Origin of the sequence: Acidithiobacillus sp. 'AMD consortium', assembly GCF_008926505.1 — a bacterium.
GTDB classification, from domain to species: domain Bacteria; phylum Pseudomonadota; class Gammaproteobacteria; order Acidithiobacillales; family Acidithiobacillaceae; genus Acidithiobacillus; species Acidithiobacillus ferridurans.
Genome location: NZ_CP044411.1, coordinates 1 through 21,601 on the forward strand (window position 1 = coordinate 1; position 21,601 = coordinate 21,601).

Annotated in this window: 18 protein-coding genes; 9 read left to right on the forward strand and 9 right to left on the reverse strand. The window is 60.5% G+C overall.

Features of this window, described 5'->3' with window-relative positions; translation table 11 throughout:
- The 9 genes from dnaA (at position 1) to F6A13_RS00045 (ending at position 14,091) form a co-directional block, all read left to right on the forward strand.
- Complete coding sequence (dnaA, locus tag F6A13_RS00005) at positions 1 to 1,359, forward strand: chromosomal replication initiator protein DnaA (protein WP_126604725.1); 1,359 nt, start codon at positions 1 to 3, stop codon at positions 1,357 to 1,359.
- A gap of 283 nt (positions 1,360 to 1,642) precedes the next feature.
- Positions 1,643 to 2,740 carry a DNA polymerase III subunit beta gene (gene dnaN, locus F6A13_RS00010; protein ID WP_126604724.1) on the forward strand — a complete coding sequence of 366 codons (1,098 nt, stop codon included), beginning with the start codon at positions 1,643 to 1,645 and terminating at the stop codon, positions 2,738 to 2,740.
- A gap of 1 nt (position 2,741) precedes the next feature.
- Positions 2,742 to 3,803 (forward strand): DNA replication/repair protein RecF, encoded by a 1,062-nt coding sequence (recF, locus tag F6A13_RS00015; protein ID WP_126604723.1) that lies wholly within the window; start codon positions 2,742 to 2,744, stop codon positions 3,801 to 3,803.
- Positions 3,800 to 6,202: a DNA topoisomerase (ATP-hydrolyzing) subunit B gene (gene gyrB, locus F6A13_RS00020; RefSeq protein WP_151527927.1), complete on the forward strand. Its 2,403-nt coding sequence runs from the start codon at positions 3,800 to 3,802 to the stop codon at positions 6,200 to 6,202. The genes recF and gyrB overlap by 4 nt, the downstream gene beginning before the upstream one ends.
- A gap of 144 nt (positions 6,203 to 6,346) precedes the next feature.
- A complete protein-coding gene (locus tag F6A13_RS00025; RefSeq protein WP_151527928.1) occupies positions 6,347 to 9,853 on the forward strand; it encodes an FAD-dependent oxidoreductase in 3,507 nt (1,168 codons plus the stop codon).
- A gap of 94 nt (positions 9,854 to 9,947) precedes the next feature.
- Complete coding sequence (locus F6A13_RS00030) at positions 9,948 to 10,460, forward strand: spore coat U domain-containing protein (protein ID WP_151527929.1); 513 nt, start codon at positions 9,948 to 9,950, stop codon at positions 10,458 to 10,460.
- 70 nt (positions 10,461 to 10,530) lie between these two features.
- Complete coding sequence (locus tag F6A13_RS00035; RefSeq protein ID WP_225981875.1) at positions 10,531 to 11,217, forward strand: molecular chaperone; 687 nt, start codon at positions 10,531 to 10,533, stop codon at positions 11,215 to 11,217.
- Positions 11,201 to 13,627, forward strand: a complete 2,427-nt coding sequence (locus F6A13_RS00040) for a fimbria/pilus outer membrane usher protein (RefSeq protein ID WP_225981876.1) — start codon at positions 11,201 to 11,203, stop codon at positions 13,625 to 13,627. The genes F6A13_RS00035 and F6A13_RS00040 overlap by 17 nt, the downstream gene beginning before the upstream one ends.
- Positions 13,624 to 14,091, forward strand: a complete 468-nt coding sequence (locus F6A13_RS00045) for a spore coat U domain-containing protein (protein WP_151527930.1) — start codon at positions 13,624 to 13,626, stop codon at positions 14,089 to 14,091. Before F6A13_RS00040 ends, F6A13_RS00045 begins: the two co-directional genes overlap by 4 nt.
- A 22-nt stretch (positions 14,092 to 14,113) precedes the next feature.
- Here the strand turns inward: F6A13_RS00045 and F6A13_RS00050 are convergent, their stop codons facing one another.
- The 9 genes from F6A13_RS00050 to F6A13_RS00090 form a co-directional block, all read right to left on the reverse strand.
- On the reverse strand, positions 14,114 to 14,200 hold the full coding sequence (locus F6A13_RS00050; protein WP_151528403.1) for a cell division topological specificity factor MinE: 87 nt from the start codon (positions 14,198 to 14,200) through the stop codon (positions 14,114 to 14,116).
- A 100-nt stretch (positions 14,201 to 14,300) separates the two neighbouring features.
- Positions 14,301 to 14,552 (reverse strand): cell division topological specificity factor MinE, encoded by a 252-nt coding sequence (minE, locus tag F6A13_RS00055; RefSeq protein ID WP_113527360.1) that lies wholly within the window; start codon positions 14,550 to 14,552, stop codon positions 14,301 to 14,303.
- 1 nt (position 14,553) lies between these two features.
- Positions 14,554 to 15,363, reverse strand: coding sequence for a septum site-determining protein MinD (gene minD / locus F6A13_RS00060; protein ID WP_126604709.1), 810 nt, complete (start codon positions 15,361 to 15,363; stop codon positions 14,554 to 14,556).
- 18 nt (positions 15,364 to 15,381) lie between these two features.
- Positions 15,382 to 16,113, reverse strand: coding sequence for a septum site-determining protein MinC (gene minC / locus F6A13_RS00065; protein ID WP_151527931.1), 732 nt, complete (start codon positions 16,111 to 16,113; stop codon positions 15,382 to 15,384).
- A 30-nt stretch (positions 16,114 to 16,143) separates the two neighbouring features.
- Positions 16,144 to 16,470, reverse strand: coding sequence for a ferredoxin FdxA (gene fdxA / locus F6A13_RS00070; protein ID WP_151527932.1), 327 nt, complete (start codon positions 16,468 to 16,470; stop codon positions 16,144 to 16,146).
- Complete coding sequence (topA, locus tag F6A13_RS00075) at positions 16,467 to 18,986, reverse strand: type I DNA topoisomerase (protein WP_151527933.1); 2,520 nt, start codon at positions 18,984 to 18,986, stop codon at positions 16,467 to 16,469. Before topA ends, fdxA begins: the two co-directional genes overlap by 4 nt.
- Before the next feature lie 3 nt (positions 18,987 to 18,989).
- A complete protein-coding gene (locus F6A13_RS00080) occupies positions 18,990 to 19,418 on the reverse strand; it encodes a DUF494 domain-containing protein (protein WP_151527934.1) in 429 nt (142 codons plus the stop codon).
- A gap of 9 nt (positions 19,419 to 19,427) precedes the next feature.
- Complete coding sequence (dprA, locus tag F6A13_RS00085; RefSeq protein WP_151527935.1) at positions 19,428 to 20,525, reverse strand: DNA-processing protein DprA; 1,098 nt, start codon at positions 20,523 to 20,525, stop codon at positions 19,428 to 19,430.
- On the reverse strand, positions 20,522 to 21,571 hold the full coding sequence (locus F6A13_RS00090; protein WP_151527936.1) for a LysM peptidoglycan-binding domain-containing protein: 1,050 nt from the start codon (positions 21,569 to 21,571) through the stop codon (positions 20,522 to 20,524). The genes dprA and F6A13_RS00090 overlap by 4 nt, the downstream gene beginning before the upstream one ends.
- Between the last annotated feature and the right edge of the window lie 30 nt (positions 21,572 to 21,601).

Below are 21,601 nucleotides of genomic sequence, written 5' to 3' on the forward strand. Positions count from 1 at the left end.
ATGAGCAGTCATCCAGCGCCATCCGCGCTGCACAATGGAGATGCCCTATGGGCAGCGCTGTGCGTGCAGTTGCAAGAACAGACCACCGCCCAGCAGTTCAACACCTGGCTGCGCCCTCTTCGTGGCGAGCTGCATGGTAACGAATTGCGCCTGTTCGCACCCAATACCTTCGTCATGGAGTGGGTGCGGGAAAGGCTGATGGACCTGCTGGAAGCGGTGCTTGCCGAGCTTGCGCCAGGGATGCTGCTGCGCCTGGAACTCAGCCCCGACCAGGGGCTGTCGCCGGTCCCGGCGGGACCGGCGACGCCGTCCGCCCCTTCCACCACCGAGCCGCGCAACGGCAACCGGCTCAACCCCGGATTTTCCTTTCAGTCCTACGTCGAGGGCAAATCCAATCAACTCGCTGTAGCGGCTGCCCGACAAGTCGTAGAAAATCCGGGAAAATCCTACAACCCCCTGTATATCTATGGCGGCGTCGGACTGGGCAAAACCCATCTCATGCAAGCGGTGGGCAACGCCATCCTCCAGCGCAATACCGACGCCAAGGTGCTCTACGTGAGTTCAGAAGGCTTCATCATGGACATGGTGCGCTCCCTGCAACATAACACCATCAACGACTTCAAGCAGCGCTACCGCAAGCTGGACGCGCTGCTCATCGACGACATCCAGTTTTTTGCGGGCAAGGATCGCACCCAGGAAGAGTTTTTCCACACCTTCAACGCCCTCTTTGACGGCGGCCGGCAGATCATCATCACCTGCGACCGCTATCCCAAAGAGGTGGACCGGCTGGAAGAGCGCCTGCAATCGCGCTTCGGCTGGGGACTGACGGTCGCCATCCAGCCCCACGATCTGGAAACCCGCATGGCCATCGTTCTTTGCAAGGCGGAAGAAAGCGGTGTCGATTTACCGGAGGAAGTGGCCTTCTTCATCGCCGAGAAAATCCGCTCCCATGTCCGCGAACTGGAAGGCGCGCTGCGCAGGGTCGTCGCCCATGTCAACTTCACCCACAAGCCTTACAACCTGGATACCGCCCGCGAGGCCCTGCGCGACCTGATCGACGTACAGAAACGCATGGTCAGCCTCGACAACATCCAGAAAGTCGTAGCCGAGTATTTTCACATTCGCGGCTCCGATATGCAGTCCAAGCGGCGCAGCCGCAACATTGCCCGTCCCCGGCAGGTAGCCATGTGCCTCACCAAGGAACTCACCAACCACAGTCTGCCGGAAATCGGCGAGGCCTTTGGTGGACGCGACCACACCACCGTCCTCCATGCCTGCCGCCAGATCGACAAACTCCGTCTGGAAGATGCTCAGATGGACGAAGATTACCGAAACCTGTTGCGGATTCTTGGCGCATGATCCGATACCCGCATAAGCTGTGGATAAGCCGCTGCATAACACCTGTGCTATCCCTGTATGAAAAATGGCACAATTTTTTATCCCTGGATATACCCACTTACCCACAGCTTGTCGACCGCCAGCCAAAACCGGAAACTTCATACCGGACGATGCGTTACCACACCTTTCCACAGGCCATGTGCCCATTAATAGTATTAGTAGTTAAAAGAAAAAATATAAATTATTTTTATAAAAAGACGCCATCGATCCCTTCTCAGCCCTGGCATTGTAGGAGCACCCCCCGATGAAAATCACCATAGATCGCGAAGATCTTCTCCCCATCCTGGCCAACATGGCCAATATTGCCGACCGACGCCCGGTACAACCGATCCTGGCCCATGTCCTTATCGAAGCCGCAGGCCAACACTGCCGCTTCGTCGCTACCGATCTCGAAGTCCAGCTTTCTGCCGACCTGGATCACCCGGTAGAGGCGCCGGGCACCTGCGCCGTCCCCGCTCGCAAACTCTATGACATCTGCCGGGCATTACCCGAACACACCCCCATAGAATTTCATAAAGACGGCGAAAAGCTGCTCTTGAAGGCCGCCAAGAGCCGCTTTACCCTGCACATATTGCCATCCGATCAATTTCCGTACCTCAGTACCCACAGCAGTCTCTGTAAGGGCAACGGCAATGCCAAAACCTTTCGCGAAGCGCTCGCCGTCGTCGCCAACACCATGGCACAGAACGACGCAAGGCTTTTTCTGAACGGCGTCCTCGTCGAGGTGGAAGGTCAGGAACTGCGTCTCGTAGCCACCGATGGCCATCGTCTGGCCATGATGACCCTGCCTTTTGCCAGCAGCCTGGAAAGCGGAAGCTACCAGGCCATTCTGCCGCGCAAAGCCGTCCTCGAACTGCTGCGGATTCTCGATGACGGCGACATCGTCCTGGAAATGTCGGATGCCAGCTTTCTGCTCAATGATGGTACACAACAGTTCGCCTGCAAGCTCATCGACGCCAAATATCCCGATTACCGCCGGGTCATCCCCCAGGGACACCCCCGCTTCGCCATACTGGACCGCCAGGCCTTCAAAAGTGCCTTGCAGCAGAGCGACGTCCTGGTCAGCGACCGTAATCCGACCACCCATCTACATCTGGAAAACGACCAGATGACCCTGCGCAGCCGCAATGAGGAGCAGGAGGAAGGCGAAATCCAGATTCCCGTCGAGTATCAGGGCGACGCCCTGGACATCGCTTTCAACAGCCGCTATCTGACGGATACGACCCAGATATTCCCCCAGGAAAGTTTGCGGATGCGGGTCAAGGACAGCGACAGCAGCGCCGTTTTTACCCCGGTAGACGGCAATAATCCCCTGTATATCATCATGCCCGTCCGTCTTTGAGATGTCCCTGGAGGCGCTGCATATCCAGTCCGTGCGTTGCATAGAAACCTTGGACCTGAAAGCGGACCACCAGTGGAACTGGCTGATCGGCGCCAACGGCGCGGGCAAGAGCTCGGTGTTGGAAGCCATCCACCTGCTCGGTACGGGGCAGACCTGGCGACACGGGTTCCGCCATGTCCAGCGGGAGGGAGACGACGCCTATCTGGTCAGCGCGCACCTCCCCGATCATTTCCTCGCCCTGCGCCGACGTGGCGACGAACGAGAAATACGCTATGATGGGGAGCCGCTCGGCTCTGCCTGGCAGCTGCTGGATATTTTGCCTCTGCAAAGCCTGCACGATGACAACAGCCACTTTGTCTCGGGGACAGCGGAGGACCGCCGGCGCGTGCTGGACTGGGGCATTTATTACGCAGACCGGTATTATGGCACGGTATTTCGCCAATACCGGCGGGCGTTGCTGCAACGCAATGCCTGGCTGAAAAGCGATCATAATCATGGTCGGCAACCTTGGGACGACGCTGTCATCGTCGCCGGCGAAGACATCCAGCAGCGGCGGCAGGCCCATCTCGCCGCGGTGCAGCCCGAAGTCGTGACTCTCTGGGAACGCTGGTCCGGATCATTGACCGGGCTCAGTCTGCATTTGCACAGCGGTTGGAAGGAAGGCATGGCGCTGGGCGACTGCTTGCTGCGGGATCACGAACAGGATCGCGAGGCGGGTTATACCCACAGCGGCCCGCATCGCGCCAATCTGGCATTTCGGATACGCGGCAAACCGGCACCGGATATTCTTTCGCGGGGCCAGTTGCGGGTGTTGGGTCTGGCCTATCGTCTGGCGCAGGTGAAAATCCTGAAGCGGGCCGGGTTGCCTCTGCCGACCATACTGATCGACGATTTCGCGGCGGAGTTGGACGCTTCGGCACGGGATTGGTGGGTCAACGAACTCGATCTGCTGGGTGTGCAGATCTTTGCTGCCGTCACCACCGCCCGGCAGATTCCGGCGACGGTAGGCGGCAGTCATTTTTGTCTGGCAGCAGGCCAGCTTGAGAAGGAAACGGCATCATGATGGAAACATACGATTCTTCCAGTATCCAGGTGTTGAAAGGTCTGGAAGCGGTACGCAAACGCCCCGGCATGTATATCGGCGATACCGATGACGGCAGCGGATTGCACCACATGGTCTTCGAAGTAGTGGATAACGCTATCGACGAGGCGCTCGGCGGGTATTGCGACACCATCATCGTGACCATCCATGAGGATGAATCTGTCAGCGTCAGCGATAACGGTCGTGGTATACCGGTGGACATGCACGCCGGGGAGGGTAAGTCCGCAGCCGAAGTCATCATGACCGTGCTGCATGCAGGCGGTAAGTTCGATGACAACGCCTACAAGGTTTCCGGCGGCCTGCACGGGGTTGGTGTCTCGGTGGTCAACGCCCTTTCGGAAACGCTGCAATTGCGTATCTTCCGCGACGGCTATGTCTGGACCCAGGAGTATCACGACGGCGAACCCCAGGCACCCATCGCCCGCGGCGATGCATCACGCAAACACGGCAGTACCATCCGCTTCAAACCCTCGCCCCAGGTTTTTGCCGATACCCATTTTCACTTCGAGATCATCGCAAAGCGCTTGCGCGAATTGGCCTTTCTCAATTCCGGCGTACATATCACCCTGCTGGATGAGCGCGCCAGCCGGGAAGAAATCTTTCATTATGAAGGCGGTATCCGCGCCTTCGTAGAGCATCTCAACCGCAGCAAAACCGCCATTCATCCCAGTGTGATCACGCTCACCGGCGAGCGCGACGGCATTGTCGTCGAAGCGGCCCTGCAATGGAACGAAGGCTATAACGAGGCGGTGCTCTGTTTCACCAACAATATCCCCCAGGCCGATGGCGGCACCCATTTGGCGGGCTTTCGCGGTGCCCTGACCCGTACCTTGAACCAGTATATGGAACGGGAAGGCATCCTCGCCAAGGCCAAGGTTGCGGTGAGTGGCGAAGATGCACGTGAAGGACTGACAGCAGTGCTTTCCGTCAAGGTACCGGACCCTAAATTTTCTTCACAGACCAAGGAAAAACTGGTCTCCAGCGAGGTCAAGCCGATAGTCGAGTCCTCCATGTCCGAGGCGCTGACCATGTTTCTGGATGAGCACCCCAAAGAGGCGCAGGCCATCGCCGCCAAGATCGTCGAAGCCGCGCGAGCGCGGGAAGCCGCCCGGCGGGCACGGGAACTGACCCGCCGCAAGGGCGCGCTGGACATCGCCAACCTTCCCGGCAAGCTGGCCGACTGTCAGGAGAAAGACCCGGCCCAGTGCGAAATCTATCTGGTGGAGGGTGATTCCGCAGGCGGCTCCGCCAAACAGGGCCGGGATCGCCGGCATCAGGCCATCCTTCCCCTGAAGGGCAAAATCCTCAACGTGGAACGGGCGCGTTTCGACCGGATGCTTTCGTCCGACGAAATTGGCACCCTGATTACCGCGCTGGGTACCGGTATCGGTGTCGAGGATTTTGATGTGGCCAAGCTGCGTTATCACCGGGTCATCATCATGACGGACGCGGACGTGGACGGCAGCCATATCCGTACCCTGTTGCTGACCTTTTTCTACCGGCAGATGCCCGAACTGGTGGCGCGCGGCCACATTTACATCGCTCAGCCGCCCCTTTACAAGGTCAAGAAGGGCAAGGAGGAACGCTACCTCAAGGACGACGCCGAACTGGCCGCCTATCTGCGTGAAATTGCCATGCAGGGCGCGCAATTCCGTCCCGCGGCGGATGCCGAGCCGGTAACGGGCGAGCAACTGGCCGGCATGATGCGTCAATACCAGAATATCGAGGCACTGGTGCAGCGCCTGGAACGGCGCTATCCCGGTACGCTGCTCTGGGCCTTGGCCACGTTGCCACCCATCGCTGCGGAGTCGGCGGATAGCGCCACCTGGGACGATTTCGCGCGGCAGCTCCGCGCGGCGTTGGAAGTGAACGCCCTGCCCGCCGAACATTACACGGTGGAGCGGGTGGGTGAAGCGGAGGCCCTGCGCCTGGTGGTACGCCGCGAACATCACGGCAGCCTGGAACTGCGTTTCTTTGATCAGGATTTTTTTGCCGGTGGCGAATATCGGCATCTGGCGGACTATGCGCGGCAGATCGAGGGCAAAATCGGCGTGGGTGCGCGTATGGAAAGGGGCGAACGAGGGCTTGCCGTCAGCCGTTTCCGCACCGCCATGGACTGGCTTCTGGCGGATGCCCGCCGTGGCGTCGAGATTCAGCGCTACAAGGGGCTCGGTGAAATGAATCCGGAACAGCTCTGGGAAACCACCATGAATGCCGAAAACCGCCGTCTGGTGCGGGTGGATGTGGAGGACGCTATCGCCGCCGACGAAGTCTTTTCCATGCTCATGGGCGACGCGGTGGAGCCGCGCCGGCGCTTTATCGAGGAGAATGCGCGTTTTGTATCCCGACTCGATATCTGATCCCGGGGCGGTCTCCTGATCAATGCGCAGGGACACGGTCAGCGGATGATATTTCCATGCGGCCATCCTGAAAAGATGACAGAATCCCATATTGCCAGCAGAATATGACCGTTTCATGAATACTGTCGCAGCGCAGTCGCTGGTATGACTCGGGAGATTATAGTGCTTAATTTGCTAAACTTTGAATATAAAGAACTTTTTACTTCTGAAGGGCTCGCGCGGCTGGATGGGAAATTTCTTCGTGTCCTGGCGGAAAAAGACCAGACCCTGGTGGAAGGCCTGCGGGTATATCGTGCCGCCGGAGCGCAGCCTGCGGATAAAGCCCAGAGCGAGTTTCTGCTGCGGCTTGCGCCGCACCTGGAACTATTTGTCGCGCAACTCTTCCACCTGGAGCCGGAAGTGGCGGTGTTGCAGGCCCGGACCCGCAGCCATGATGTCGTCATGGAGTTCAAAAAGCATTTCGTGTTGCGCCGCGCGCGCCGTTACCGGGGTGAATTCCCGGAATCCTTTGCCGATCTGGATCAGTGGCTGGACAGCGAAATCCAGCAGCGCGGCTGGCCGCTGGAAGATCGCGAATGGGCCATTGCCCGCCTGGGTGAAGCATGGCTCGGGGATGAAGCGGCTCATGCCGCGGCCATCGACCGTCTGACCCGGTGGTGTGCCCGCATCCTGAGTGATCCGCAGGCCGCCCTGGCGGTGCGGGGCTGGTCCAGTTTCCGTCTGCCCCAACGAGTGGACCACGAGGCACTGGTACCCTTGAAACGCCGGGAGGATCTCCCCGGTACGCCCTTCGTGGCGCCGGACGGCACCCTGCGGCGCCGCGACAGCTTTCATCTGACCGACCTGCGCATGGACGCCCGCAGCGTCCAAAATGAAGTTCATTATTGTTTGTACTGCCATGATCACGAAGGGGATTTTTGTTCCAAGGGCTTTCCGGAGAAAAAGGGCGTGCCGGAACTGGGTCTCAAGGTGGACCCCTTGGGCGTCACCCTGACGGGCTGTCCCCTGGAAGAAAAAATCTCCGAGATGCAGGTGCTGAAGCGGGACGGATTCCATATCGCCGCCCTGGCCATGGCGATGGTGGACAATCCCATGGTTCCCGCCACGGGACACCGCATCTGCAACGACTGTATGAAGGCCTGCGTCTACCAGAAGCAGGATCCGGTGAACATCCCGCAGATTGAAACGCGGATCCTCACGGATGTGCTGAATCTCCCCTGGGGAGTGGAGCTCTACGATCTGCTGACCCGCTGGAACCCGTTGCGTGCCGTGCAATATCTGGCGCAGCCCTACAACGGGCGCAAGGTACTGGTGGCGGGCATGGGCCCGGCAGGCTTCACCATGGCCCATCATCTCCTGCAGGAAGGCTGTGCGGTAGTCGGTATCGATGGTCTGAAAGTCGAACCCCTGCCCCGGCAGTGGCTGGAGCAGCCCATCCGCGACTGGAGCCGTCTCCAGGAGGACCTCGACGAACGCATTCTGCTCGGGTTTGGCGGTGTGGCCGAATATGGCATTACCGTGCGTTGGGACAAGAATTTTCTCAAGCTGATCTACCTGACCCTGGCACGGCGCTCGAATTTCCAGATTTTCGGCGGCGTGCGGCTGGGCGGTACCATCACCCTCGAAAACGCCTGGGAACTGGGTTTTGATCATGTCTGCATCGCTACCGGCGCGGGTCTGCCGCGGGTGGTGCCCATGGGCGAGAGTCTGGCGCGCGGTATGCGGCAGGCCAGTGACTTCCTCATGGCCCTGCAGCTCACCGGAGCGGGCAAGCGGTCCAGTCTCGCCAATCTGCAGGTGCGCTTGCCGGCGGTGGTGATTGGCGGTGGCCTCACGGCGGTGGATACCGCCACCGAGGTACAGGCCTATTATGTGCGGCAGGTAGAGAAGGTGCTGACGCGCTACGAGGCGATGGTGACGCATTCCGGAGAAGAAAAACTTCGCGCCGGACTCTCCGCCGAGGATGCCGGGATTCTCGACGAGTTCCTGACCCACGGGCGCGCCGTGCGTGCCGAGCGCGAGCGCGCCGCAGCAGAGAACGAATCGCCCAATTTCGTGCCGCTGATCCAATCCTGGGGCGGCGTCACCCTGGCATACCGGAAGGGGATGCAGCAGGCACCCGCCTATACCCGCAACCATGAAGAACTCATCAAGGCCATGGAAGAAGGGATCTATTATGGTGAGGGTCTCGATCCTCTCCGGGCAGAATTAGATAGCTATGGACATATCGCGCACATGGTCTTCCGCCGGATGCGGGAGGTGGAAGGGCGCTGGCTGGCCAGCGATCAGGAGATGCGGCTTCCCGCGCGAGCCGTCTTCATTGCCGCCGGCACCGTCCCCAACACCATCTATGAAAGGGAATATCCGGGGACTTTCCAACTGGATGGGGACCACTTCCTGACCCATGTGGCCCACGATAACGGGCCGTTGCAAGCGGTGCAGGTGGCCGAGCACTGCAAGGCCCCCGAGGCCGGTCCCTTTACTTCCTACGGTGATGCGCAAGGACATCGGATCAGCTTTATCGGGGACACCCACCCGGTCTTCCACGGCAGCGTGGTCAAGGCCATCGCCTCGGCCAAGGCGACGTATCCGCAGGTCATGCAGAGCCTGGGGGCGCTGGATACCGCCGTCGATCCGGATGTGCAAGGCTTTCAGCAACGGTTGCAGCATCTGCTGAGCATGCGGGTATTGCGCATGGATCGCAGCAACCCCGCCGTCACCGAGATGTGGGTGGAGGCCCCGCTGGCGGCCCGCAATTTCCGGCCGGGCCAGTTTTTCCGTTTGCAGACCTATGAGAGTCACAGCCCGATCGTGGACGGCACCCGTTTGCAGATTCCAGTGCTGACGGTCAGCGGCGCGGGAGTGGAAGGCGACGCGGTGCGCCTCATGATCCTGCAGTGGGGCACCGGACCGCGTTTGGTGGGACGTTTGCAGCCGGGTGACCCCCTGATTCTCATGGGACCGACCGGCGCACCCACCGACATCCCCACGGGTAAAACGATTCTAGTGGTCGCCGGACGCTGGGGTGCGGCGGTGATGCTGGATATCGGCCCGGCCTTGCGGGCGGCGGGCAACCGCGTGCTCTATGTGGCGGCATTGGGCAAAGCTAGCGAACTGGATAACCAGGCGGAGCTGGAAGAAGCCGCAGATCAAATTATCTGGTGTACGGGCAGCGGCCCGTTGATCGAAGCCCATCGCCAGCAGGACCTCAGTGTCGAGGCCAGCGACATGGTGGCCTTGTTGCGGGCCTATGGGGCCGGGGAGTTGCCGGGGCAAAAGGCCCATGCGACGGAGATCGCCCTGAACAGTGTGGATCGCCTGATGGTCATGGGCTCCACCGGCCTGCTCAAGGCCTTTCAGCAGGCCCTCCAGGGGGAGCTACAGCCCTATTTCCGGGCCGATCTGGAGGCTACGGCGACGGTGGGCAGTCCCATGCAGTGCATGCTCAAAGGCGTCTGCGCCCAGTGTCTGCAATGGCAGATCGATCCGGAAACGGGACAGCGCACCAAGGCGGTATTTTCCTGCGCCCAGCAGGATCAGCCCCTGGCCTGGGTGGATCTGGACAACCTCACCGCCCGCCAGAGTCAGAATCGCCTGCTGGAAAGGATTTCCAGCCAATGGCTGGATCATGTCATGAGTGGGGGAATATGAAAAAGTTATATTATTTATCCGATCTAAATCCACTTATGCTGTGAAATTTGTGTTATACTTACATTTAGGTAGCACAATAAATGGGAGGTGTATCGTGAAATTGCTTCGGGAACAGCACAAAAAGTTATTCGTCGGCCTCAGCGCGCTGTCAACGCTGACGCTTGGTCTGTTATCTGGTCAGACCGAGGCCTCTACAGCCACTGCCACGTTTACGGTTACCGCGACCGTTGCAGCCACTTGCACGATTTCCGCCACCAACCTGGCTTTTGGCACCTATAGCGGTGCGTTAACGAGCGCCAACTCCACTGTTACCGTCACCTGCACCAATACTACACCCTACAACGTTGGTCTTAACGCAGGGACGGCCACTGCCGCAACCGTGAGCACACGGGCAATGACCGGCCCTAGCTCGGCAACCCTGTCATACGGACTCTTTCAGAATGCCTCGTACACCACTAACTGGGGCAACACCGTGGGCACAGATACGGAAACCGGAACGGGGAATGGCAGCGCCCAGGCACTGACCGTTTATGGCCAAATTCCGGCTGGGCAGTATCCTGCACCAGGAGCCTATACCGATACGATCACCGCAACGATCACCTACTGAAGGGAGGTGTGTGATATTGAGCGGCGCTGCAAATATCCGGCGACTTATTGTCGGCGTCGCGAGTGTATTTTTGATCTCGTTTGCCGTCGGCGTAGCCAACGCAGTATCCATGACCGTGCTGCCGGTCACTATTCAGATGGCGCCCGGGCAGAAGGCGACGACGTTGACGGTCATCAACCATGGGCACCGCGAGATTGCCTTTCAGGTTCGTGCCTTCGCATGGACACAGTTGCATGGCCGCAATAAATTGACGCCCACCGCCGAATTGCTGGCAAGTCCACCCCTTGGCACTCTTGCGCCAGGTGGTCGCCAGATTATTCGCATGGTGTTGCGCGGACCCCCACAGGGAAGGGAGGCCAGTTACCGAATCTTGCTGGATGAAATCCCGCCGCCGGCGGCGCCGGGGATGGTCCGGATCGCACTACGTATGTCGATCCCGATCTTTGCCGAGCCCCAGACTCGGGTGGCGCCCCATGTGCTATGGCAGGTGGAAAGACGCAACGCACAGACTTTTCTGGTCGGTATTAATGACGGTACACGCCACGAGACTCTCCGCGACATCAAACTCCAGGCCCCTGGCGGGGGAACGCTGAAAGTGGAGTCCAATATCAACCCCTATATCCTGGCGGGGGCCACAATGCGCTGGCATATCGTTACACCGTCCTCTCCACTGGCCCCCGGCGCAGTCCTGCAACTAACGGCACGCACCAATACCGGGCATATCGACCAGTCGGTCCGGGTTGTTGGCAGTCCGTGATCAATCGCGCTCCTTCGCGATACGGTTTGCCGCCGCGATCGTCGTCGCGCTGATCTTGATGGGTGCGGCACAGAGGGCAATAGCTGGCGGTGGTGAGACACTACTGCTTGCAGTAGTGGTCAACGGCTACCATACCGGCAAGATTGGCGAGTTCCAGTTGAACAAAGGCACGTTGCGCGCCCGGCCACAAGCGTTGCATGATCTTGGCTTCAAGGTTCCCAAGTCCATTCCGGTCAGGCCGGACGGCCGCATCGCCTTGTCTGAACTTCCCGACTTTGAATGGCATATTGATCAGGCCACGCAGACGCTTTACGTCACCGTGGGCACCAAACGTCTCTTGCCTCAACTCCTGCACACCGAAACAAGCCCTGCCAGCGAGCTTCCGGTGCAAAGCGGCCTTGGGGCGACCCTCGACTACGATGTCACAGGCACTTCGGTCACAGGCCAGAAACTGGGTGCCGGGCAATTCAACTTCCGGGCCTTCTCGCCATGGGGTGTCGCAAGTTCGGGTTTGTTGGCCTATGTCGGCGGCGGCCCTCAGGGCCTGGGAACAAACTCCGTAATACGCCTGAACAGCACCTATACCTATTCGGATCCCGAAACACTGCGCCGCTATCGCGTCGGGGACTTCATTACCGGCGGTTTGAGCTGGACCCGTCCGGTCCGTTTGGGCGGCATACAAATCAGCTCAGACTTCTCCATGCGACCTGATCTAATTACCTTCCCGTTGCCGGGCGTCAGCGGAACCGTCGCCGTTCCCTCGACGGTCAACGTGCTGGTCAATGGCATGCAGATGCTATCGAGTCAGGTGCGGCCCGGGCCTTTCGAGATCCCGCAGATCCCGGTAATTACCGGTGCCGGAACGGTGGTGACAACGGTGACCAATGCGCTCGGGCAACAGGTCACTACGACTCTGCCGTTCTACGCCAGTGCGAATCTACTCGCGCCTGGACTGCAGACCTTCTCGGCCGGGATCGGGTTCGTGCGGCTCAACTGGGGTTTCCTCAGCAACGACTATGGCCCATTGGCAGGATCCATCACCTTTCGCCGTGGCCTAACGGACGCGCTGACGGTGGAAGCCCATGCCGAAGGTACGCGGGGAGTGGCCATGGCAGGCGGGGGTATCGTGGTGAATATCGACAATCGCGGTGTACTGAATCTTTCCGCCGCCGGCAGTACATCTCAAGGGCACACCGGTGCGCAGTTCTCTGTCGGGGTCCAGCGCATCGGCCGTGTTTTCAGCGCTGGCGCCGCGGCGATCTTTGCTGATCCCGACTTCCGCGACATAGCCGCAATGAATGGAGACCCGGTTCCAACGCGCCAGATCAGTGCCAACGTCGGTTTGTCCCTCGGCCGTTTTGGCTCCTTTGGTATCAGCTATGCCGGTATCGACCGCAATGCCGCTTCGATGCCAATCCCGGTCTACGCTCCACCCGGTACCGTGGTGACGGAAGGCGGGGCGCCCGTAAGCGTATATTATTTCCTGCCTGCAGAACACGCACATATCCTTTCTGCCAGCTATTCGCTGCAGATTGGCCCAGTGTCATTCTACGCCACGGGCTACCATGATTTCGCCAACAGTGGCGACAGCGGTGTGCAGGTGGGCGTGACCATTCCGCTCGGCAGCCGTAGCTCGATCGGGGGCAGTCTGGCATCCTCTTCGGGAAACGGTTCCGCTCAGGTGCAACTAATGCAGTCCCCGGTTTCGATCGGGGACTGGGGCTATCAGGCCTACGCCACCACTGGCCGGACCAGCCAGGAATTCGGCCAGTTGCAATACAGGTCGCCCTGGGGACTTGTTTCGGCTGGCGCCAGCCGGATCGACCGGCAAACCATGGTGCAGGGCGAGGTGCGGGGTGCGCTTTCTTTTATGGATGGCGGATTGTTCGCGTCCAATACCATCAACAACAGCTTTGCCATCGTTGATACCGATGGTTTCGGAAATATTCGCGTCCTGGACGAGAATCGGTTGGTTGGGCGAACCGACTCGGCTGGACAACTGCTGGTTCCGGACCTGCGCTCTTACCAGGTCAATCATATCGCCATCGATCCCAATGATGTGCCGATTAATGCCACCCTACCCTATGCGACCCGCGACGTGCGCCCACCGGACCGGTCCGGTGTTGTCGTGAAGTTCCCCATACGGGCGAGCTACGGCGCGCTGTTACGTCTAGTGGATCCATCGGGCAAGAATCTTCCGGTCGGTAGCGTCGCTACACTTCAGAAAACCGGTGTCAGTGTCCCGGTCGGCTACGATGGTGAGACCTACGTAGTGAACCTGAGCCCCCATAATCTGCTGCTTGTCGAGCGACCGGACGGGCAACGCTGCGTCGTTACCTTCACCTATCATCCCATAGCCGGCACGATTCCATCAATCGGCCCCCTAACCTGCCGGAAGGACGGACCATGAAACGGAAGCTCGCTTTGGCCGCACTGCTGATTCTTGCGCCGACGGCGGCCGATGCGTCCTGCAGCGTTACCGCGACCGGCGTTGCGTTTGGAACCTATGTGCCGTCCGCCGCCTCGAATTCCACCGGTACAGTGACGGTCAGTTGCAGCGCTCTCGTTGGGCTGTTGTTCAGCTGGACGATCGCGCTCAATGCGGGCGTCAACAGTGGTGGCAGCTTTTCCAACCGACGGATGGCCTCCGGGAGCTCCTATCTATCCTACCAACTCTATACCAATTCCGGGCATACCACGGTGTGGGGAGATGGTACCGGTGGCACATCCACGGTCCCCGGCAGTTGTTTAATTAGCCTTCTGGGCTTACTACATTGCTCTGGCAGTGCTACCGTCTACGGCCAGATTCCCGCCCTGCAAAATCCAAGCCCTGGCAGTTACACCGATACCATTACGGTAACGATCACATACTGACTGGGGATCCTGAATTCGGCAGTTATCCCTGCCGCTCCATGCTCACTTCGATATTTTCCTTGTCCATCGGGATATATTTGGCGATTACCGCCAGGAGTTCTTCCTGCAATGCCGATCGTCAGCAAGTCATGGCATGAACTTACGGAGTTACCACGTCGGTTTCGGGCCACCGACCTCTTGTTGCTTATAGGTTTTGAGTTGCGCAGTGCTCAGTGCTGATCCGGGAAAAGAACGTTCAATTCCAGCACTTCAAAATCCCCCCGCCGCTCCATGCTCACCTTGATATTTTCCTTGTCCACCGGGATATATTTGGCGATCACCGCCAGGAGTTCTTCCTGCAATGCCGGCAGAAAGTCGGGGCCGTCGGCATCCCGCTCGTGGGCGAGGATCAGTTTCAGGCGATCTTTCGCGACATGGGCAGTTTTCTTGCGGGAGCCGAGGAAGTAATCGAGAAAGGACATGTCAGCCTCCAAAGAGTCGTTTGAAGAAACCCACCTTGACCGGCTGAATAAAGCGCAGAGGGCGCTCTTCGCCAAGGAAGCGGGCGACGACGTCCTTATAGGCCTCAGCCACGTCGCTGTTTTCCATGTGAATGGCGGGTATGCCTTGATTGGAGGCCTGGAGGATCACTTCGGATTCGGGGATCACGCCCAGCAGGGGGGTGCGTAGCAGCTCCTTCACGTCGCCCAGGGAAAGCATTTCCCCATCCTCGACGCGCTTGGGGGAGTAACGGGTGAGGAGGAGATGCTCTTTCACCGGTTCCTCCCCCAGTTCCGCCCGCCGCGAGCGGGCCGCAAGAATGCCGAGAATACGATCGGAATCGCGGACGGAGGAGACTTCCGGATTGGTGACCACAATGGCTTCATCGGCATGGTAGAGCGCCATGAGCGCACCCGACTCGATCCCCGCCGGTGAATCGCAAACGATATAATCGAATTCTTTGCGCAGTTCATCCATGACCGCCGTTACGCCTTCGGTGGTCAGGGCGTCTTTGTCGCGGGTTTGGGAAGTGGGCAGCACGTAGAGGTTTTCACAGCGCTTATCCTTGATGAGCGCCTGCTGCAATTTGGCCTCACCCTGGATGACATTGATGAGGTCGTACACGACCCGTCGCTCGCAGCCCATGATCAGATCGAGGTTGCGCAGACCCACGTCGAAGTCGATGACGACGGTACGATAGCCGCGTAGGGCGAGGCCGCTGGCAAAGGCGGCACTGGTGGTGGTTTTGCCGACCCCACCCTTTCCGGAAGTGATGACAATGATTTTGGCCACGGTGCTTTTCTCCAGGATTTATATGTATAAAGCCGTAATATGCAATTGCTCGTCGCGGCTGTAAATCTGTGCCGCTTTGCCCCAGAGGGGATAACCAGGTTCCAGCGTCCGGTAGAGACCTGCGACGGAAACCAGTTCCGCCTCCAGGCTCATGCAAAAAATTCGCGCCGCCTCCTGCCCGTTGACCCCGGCAAGGGCGCGGCCACGTAACGGGCCGTATACATGGATGTTGCCGTCGGCCATGATTTCGGCGCCGGCGTTGACGGCGGCAAGACAGACGAGATCGCCACCCCGGGCATAGCTGCGTTGGCCACTGCGTATCGGGTGATCAATAATCAGACCACCCGGACTTGCGGGGACGGGCTGCGCTGGCGGGAGCGTCTCCGGCTGCGGGGCGGCGTTACGCTCCTGGCCCCGTAAAACAGGAAGGTGCAGTGTTCGCGCCAGTGCCTGGTGGCCGGGCGCGGCATTACGCAAACCGACTGGGAACCAGTTGGCGGCGCGCAATACCTCCAGGATTTCAGGCAAAGCCAAAGGCGCTTCTTCGGGGATGGCACTCAGATCCAGGACCACCGGCGCATGGCGATGGAAGTCGGCGGCCGCTGGGTGGCGCCGATACTCTTCGGCGATGCGTTGGGCGAGCTGCTGTGGATCATTGCTTTCCAGATGGAGGATGGAGAGGGTGAAAACGCCCCCGGCCACGCGTAAGGGTACGCTGGATTCCGTGCCGGGGGAGCGGGGGTTAGCCATGTTTCACGTGAAACATCGCCGCGCATCGCTTCATGAGCGTCGCAGCAAAGGGCGCTTGTCGCCCTTGCCATTCCAGGTTTCTGCATCCGGCAAAGCGGCTTTTTTACGGAGGATGACGGGCCAGTCTCGGGCAAGCTCCGCGTTGATGGCGGTAAAGTCCCGCTGATCGGCCGGTACCTCGTCGTCTGCGAAGATCGCATCGGCCGGGCACTCGGGCACGCAGGCAGCACAGTCTATACACTCCACGGGATCAATGACGAGGAAATTCGGCCCTTCGTGGAAGCACTCCACCGGGCAGACCTCCGCGCAATCGGTATATTTACACTGGATACAGTTTTCGGTAACGACGTAGGTCATGAATCGCTAACACTTTTCGCGGCGCGTTTACGGGATGGGGGCGTCTTGCCTTCGCCGGCTGACGGGGCCTTGCGTTTGGAAGCGGTGGGCTTTTTTGCCGCAGCGGTCGTCGTTTTGGCTTTCGCCGGTTTTTTGGCTGTTTTCGCTGTCGTTTTGCGGGCGGGCGCGGCCTTCTTGGCCGGGGGCGCGCGCTTTTCGCGGGGCGGAGGCGGGGTGTAGTCGGGCAGCATGGCGGCGATTTCCGCGTCGCTGGCGTTCACCGGGAAGTGGAAAGCGCATTCGCTCTGTGGGCAGGCGAGTTGTTCACCGAGCCGCTTGCCGCTTTTCTCGATCATGATGGGCCAGCCGCAACGCGGACAAGGCCGCGCCACCGGTGGTCCCCAGACGGCGTAAGTGCATTTGGGGTAGGTATTGCAGGAATAAAAAACCTTGCCGTAGCGGCTGCGTTTTTCGACCAGTTCGCCCTCACCGCACTGGGGACAGGTTACGCCCGATGACTTGGGCTGGGTCAGTGGTTCGATATGTTTACACTCCGGATAGCCGCTGCAGGAGATGAAACGGCCATAACGCCCGGTTTTGTACACCAACGGCTTGCCACAATCGGGGCAATCGCGGCCTACGGGTTCGGCTGGTTCGCGCGGCCCGTCTACCGGACGGGTATAGTTGCATTCGGGATAACCGGAACAGGCCACGAAACGCCCATGGCGCCCGAGGCGCAGGAATAAGGGCTTGCCACATTGCGGGCAGGCTTCCTCCAGCGCCTCGCTGGTCGCTTCGGCGCGGCTGACGTTGGCTTTTTCGTCGAGCAGCGCGCGGAAGGGGCTCCAGAACGCGCTGAGGACGGGTTGCCATTGCTTTTCGCCGCGGGAGACGGCGTCAAGCTCATCTTCCATGCTGGCGGTGAAGCCGTAGTCCACATATCGTTCAAAGTGGTTGGTCAGGAACCGGCCGACTACCCGGCCGAGGTCGGTGGGATGGAATCGGCGCTGCTCGACGGCGACGTATTCGCGGTTCTGCAGAGTCTGAATGATGCTGGCGTAGGTGGATGGCCGGCCGATGCCGTGGGCTTCCAGGGTTTTGACCAGGGTGGCGTCGCTGTAACGGGGGGGAGGCTCGGTAAAGTGCTGTTCGGGATCGACGCCGAGCACCTGGGGTTCATCGCCGACATCGAGGGGCGGCAGGATGCGGTTGCTCTCATCCTCGTCGCCGTCGTCCTTACCTTCCTGATAGACGGCCATGAAGCCGGGGAAGGTCACCGTGGAGCCGTTGGCGCGCAGGGTCCAGTGTGTCCCGGCATCCATATCCACGGCGACGAGGTCGAGGCGGGCAGGCGCCATCTGGCAGGCGATGCTGCGCTTCCAGACCAACTCGTACAGGCGCCAGAGATCGCGTTCCAGCACCCCCTGGAGGGATTCCGGGGTGCGCGCGATATCCGTAGGACGGATGGCTTCGTGCGCTTCCTGGGCGTTCTTGGTTTTGGTCTTGTAGCGGCGCGGCGTCTCGGGGACGAATTCGCTGCCGTAGTAGCCATCGATAAAAGTACGGATCGAGGCAATGGCCTCTTCGGCAAGATTGACGGCATCGGTACGCATATAGCTGATGAGGCCCACGGTCTCGTTGCCGATATTGATGCCCTCATAAAGCTGTTGCGCAACGCGCATGGTCCGACTGGCGTTGAAGCCGAGCTTGCGCGACGCTTCCTGCTGCAGGGTAGAGGTGGTGAAGGGCGCGGCCGGCTGGCGTTGCCGGCTTTTGCGCTCCACTTCCCGGACGCGCAGTGCCCGGTGACCGAGGTCGTCTTCCATACCGCTACGAATGGCCTGGGCCTGGTCACCGTCGGCGATGTCGAACTGTTCGAGCTTTTTATTCTGCCAATGGGTCAGGCGGGCGGTAAACGTGCTGCCCGCGTGTTGCAGGCGGCTGGCGATGGTCCAGTATTCGCGGCTGACGAAGGCCTCGATTTCGTTTTCGCGCTCACAAATCAGGCGCAGGGCGGCGCTTTGTACCCGTCCCGCGGAGAGCCCCGGACGCACCTTGCGCCAGAGCAGCGGTGACAGGTTGAAGCCCACCAGATAATCGAGGGCGCGGCGCGCCTGCTGGGCGTTGACCAGATCCATGGCGATTTCGCGGGGATGGGCAATGGCCTCCTGCACGGCTTTTTTGGTAATTTCATGAAAGACCACGCGTTGCGTCGGCTTGTCACCGAGCAGGTGGCGTTCGCGCAAGAGCTCCACCAGGTGCCAGGAGATGGCCTCGCCTTCGCGATCCGGATCGGTGGCGAGCCAAAGTTTATCGGCACCGCGTAGGGCCTTGGCGATGGCATCCACATGGCGCTCGTTGCGCTCGATGGCAGTATAGCGCATGGCGAAATCACGCTCCGTGTCCACGGCGCCCTCTTTGGGCTGCAGATCACGGACGTGGCCGTAGGACGCAAGCACCTGAAAATCATCCCCCAGATATTTCTGGATGGTCTTGGCTTTTGCCGGTGATTCTACGATAACGAGCTGGTGTGCCATAGGTTAGTGGAGAATCCGTGCGCCGTTGTCGCCCAGCAGGGCATCGACCCAGAAGGCCTCGGGACCGGGGTCGTTGGCCATCACCATGAAGGTCACCCAGTCGAGGGTTTCGAGATCGGTGTCGTCCAGTTCCAGGGCGAGCAGGCGATCGATGATGCGTTCACGCATGGCGCCGTTGATGACGCCAAGCCGCTCCCAGTCGTGTAACTGCCCGCGGGCGGCCACCGAAAGATTTTGCAGTTCGTAGGGATGGTAGGCGCGCAGTGAGCGGGCGCTGGTCGCCTCTTGTTCCTCTACCGCAAAGCCTTCCATCCAGTCGAGGGCACGCTGAATATCGCCATCGGCAAAACCTACGGCGCGCAAATGGTCTTCAACCATGTCGTCGTCGAGATGGTCGAGCAAATAACTGATGATGTCTATGACGTCTTCCATACCTTGGCCCTAGGAAGCAGGTGGGAGGCGACAGAAACGGCCGCCGGGACAGGCCGCGAGGTAACCTTGTAATTCCATGTCCAAGAGGATGGCCGAAAGCTCGGTCAGCGTCAATCCGCAGCGGTTGGCGATTTGTTCCGGGGCGAGGGGGTCAAACTCCATGGCAGCCCAGACTCTGGCCTGGGCCGGATCTTCGGGCCGCCAGTCTGCGGCGGGTGCGATCGCCTGACCGTCCCGCAACACGGCGTACAGGGGACCGAGTTCGCTGAGCACGTCCTCGGCACTCTCGACCAGTTTGGCGCCGTCGCGGATAAGGCGGTGCGGGCCGCGCGACAGCGGCGAGTGGATGGAGCCGGGGATGGCAAAAACTTCGCGGCCCTGCTCCATCGCCAGCCGGGCGGTAATCAGTGAGCCGCTGCCCTCAGCGGCTTCGACCACCAGCACACCCAGGCTGAGGCCGCTGATGATGCGGTTGCGGCGGGGGAAGAGGCCACTGCGCGGGCCGGTATCGGGGGGCTGTTCGCTGAGGATGAGGCCCTGCCCGGCAATCTGGCGGGCAAGCGGCAGGTGGTTGCGCGGGTAGATGAGATCGGCGCCGGTACCGAGCACGGCGACGGTGCCGCTGTCCAGGGCGCCGCGATGGGCGGCGGCATCGATGCCGAGGGCCAGACCGCTGCTGATGATCAGGCCCGCCTTGCCCAGATTTCTAGCGAAGGCTTCGGCGGTCGCGACGCCGCTCGCGGTGGGGCTGCGGCTGCCGACGATCGCCAGCATGGCCTGGTTCAGGCAGGCGCGCTGTCCGCGTAAATAGAGCAGCAGGGGCGGGTCGGAGATATGGCGTAGCAAAGGCGGGTAGTCGCTGTCCGTCCAGCGACAGAGGTCGGTATCGGGACTTTCCAGCCAGCGCCGGTCCGCGGGCGTGAGAACGTCCTCGGGTGCCTTTTGCAGAGCGTCGATTTGCGCCGCCTGCAAACCAAGGCCCTGCAGGGCGCTGGCACCGGTTTGAAAACAGCGATCTACCGCACCAAAGCGCTCCAGAAGGGCACGTTGGCGGATCGGGCCGAGGCCGGGGATCCGACCGAGGGCGAGCCAGGCCCGGTCGGTCATCCGTTCCCTGCGGAGCTGTCGCTGGCCGTTACGGGACTCGGACTGGCCAGATGGTCACCTACCCGGATGCCACGCGTCGCCGTGGTAATCACCGCGTAGGAGACGGTGGGGAAGACCCGGAACAGCATCACACTGCCCACCTTCTGGGGTGGCAGGGCGAAGGCTTTGCCGGTCACGGCATTTTTCGTCGTTTCCGCGGCCCTTTCAATCTGCAATACATTGCCGTCGCGCAGACCGTCTTCCCGGCCCTGATCCACGATAACCACCTGACCCACCATGAGTTCGGGATAGTCACTCATCTTGGCGATGATCTGCGCCTTCACCGGGTGGGAGGGGGCGCTGGGGAAGTAGTGGGGTACAACGCTCTTCGTGGTGGGTATCAGGCGGTCGCCCAGAGAAATTTCCTTCAGGGCGTTGGTGATTTCCATAGCGGCGTGGGCGCCATTGCGACGCACGACGGCGCTGCCCAGATCGCGGAGCGCATAACCGACGGCGTTTTTGCGGCCGGGACGATAGAGCTCCGGCCCGAGGGCGACAATCTGGTAATGGGCGCCAACGGGCGCATGTGCCAGGCCGGAGGCATAGAGCTTGTCGCCGACCGCGTAGACGATATGATCACTGGCGCTGGCGGCAAGATAGGGCAGTTGGTCATAAGCCTTCTTGCTGGCGATGACACCGGGGCTGCCGAGAAAAGGCATGACCTCGCCGCGTGCGACCGTGGGCAGGGGCTCTGTGGTCATTCGGGGATGCAGTGCGATCACACGGAGTTCCGGCTGGCCGCCCGGCCCGCGGGTGATCACGATGCGGTCGCCCGGATAAATCAGGTTGGGGTTTTTGATATAGGTATTCCGGTGCCATAGCCGCGGCCATTCCCAAGGGTTCTTGAGAAAATGTGCGGCAATGCCCCAGAGGGTATCTCCGCGTTTGACGGTATAGCTGTGCGCACTGCGCAACAGTGTGCCGGACGGCGCAGCCTGCGCCATTACCGGGGCCATGGCGCCGAGGCCGAGACAAAATAGGGTGTTGCGCCAGATGTTCTTCTGCATGAATGATCTCCGCCGGACTTCCGCAGGGCA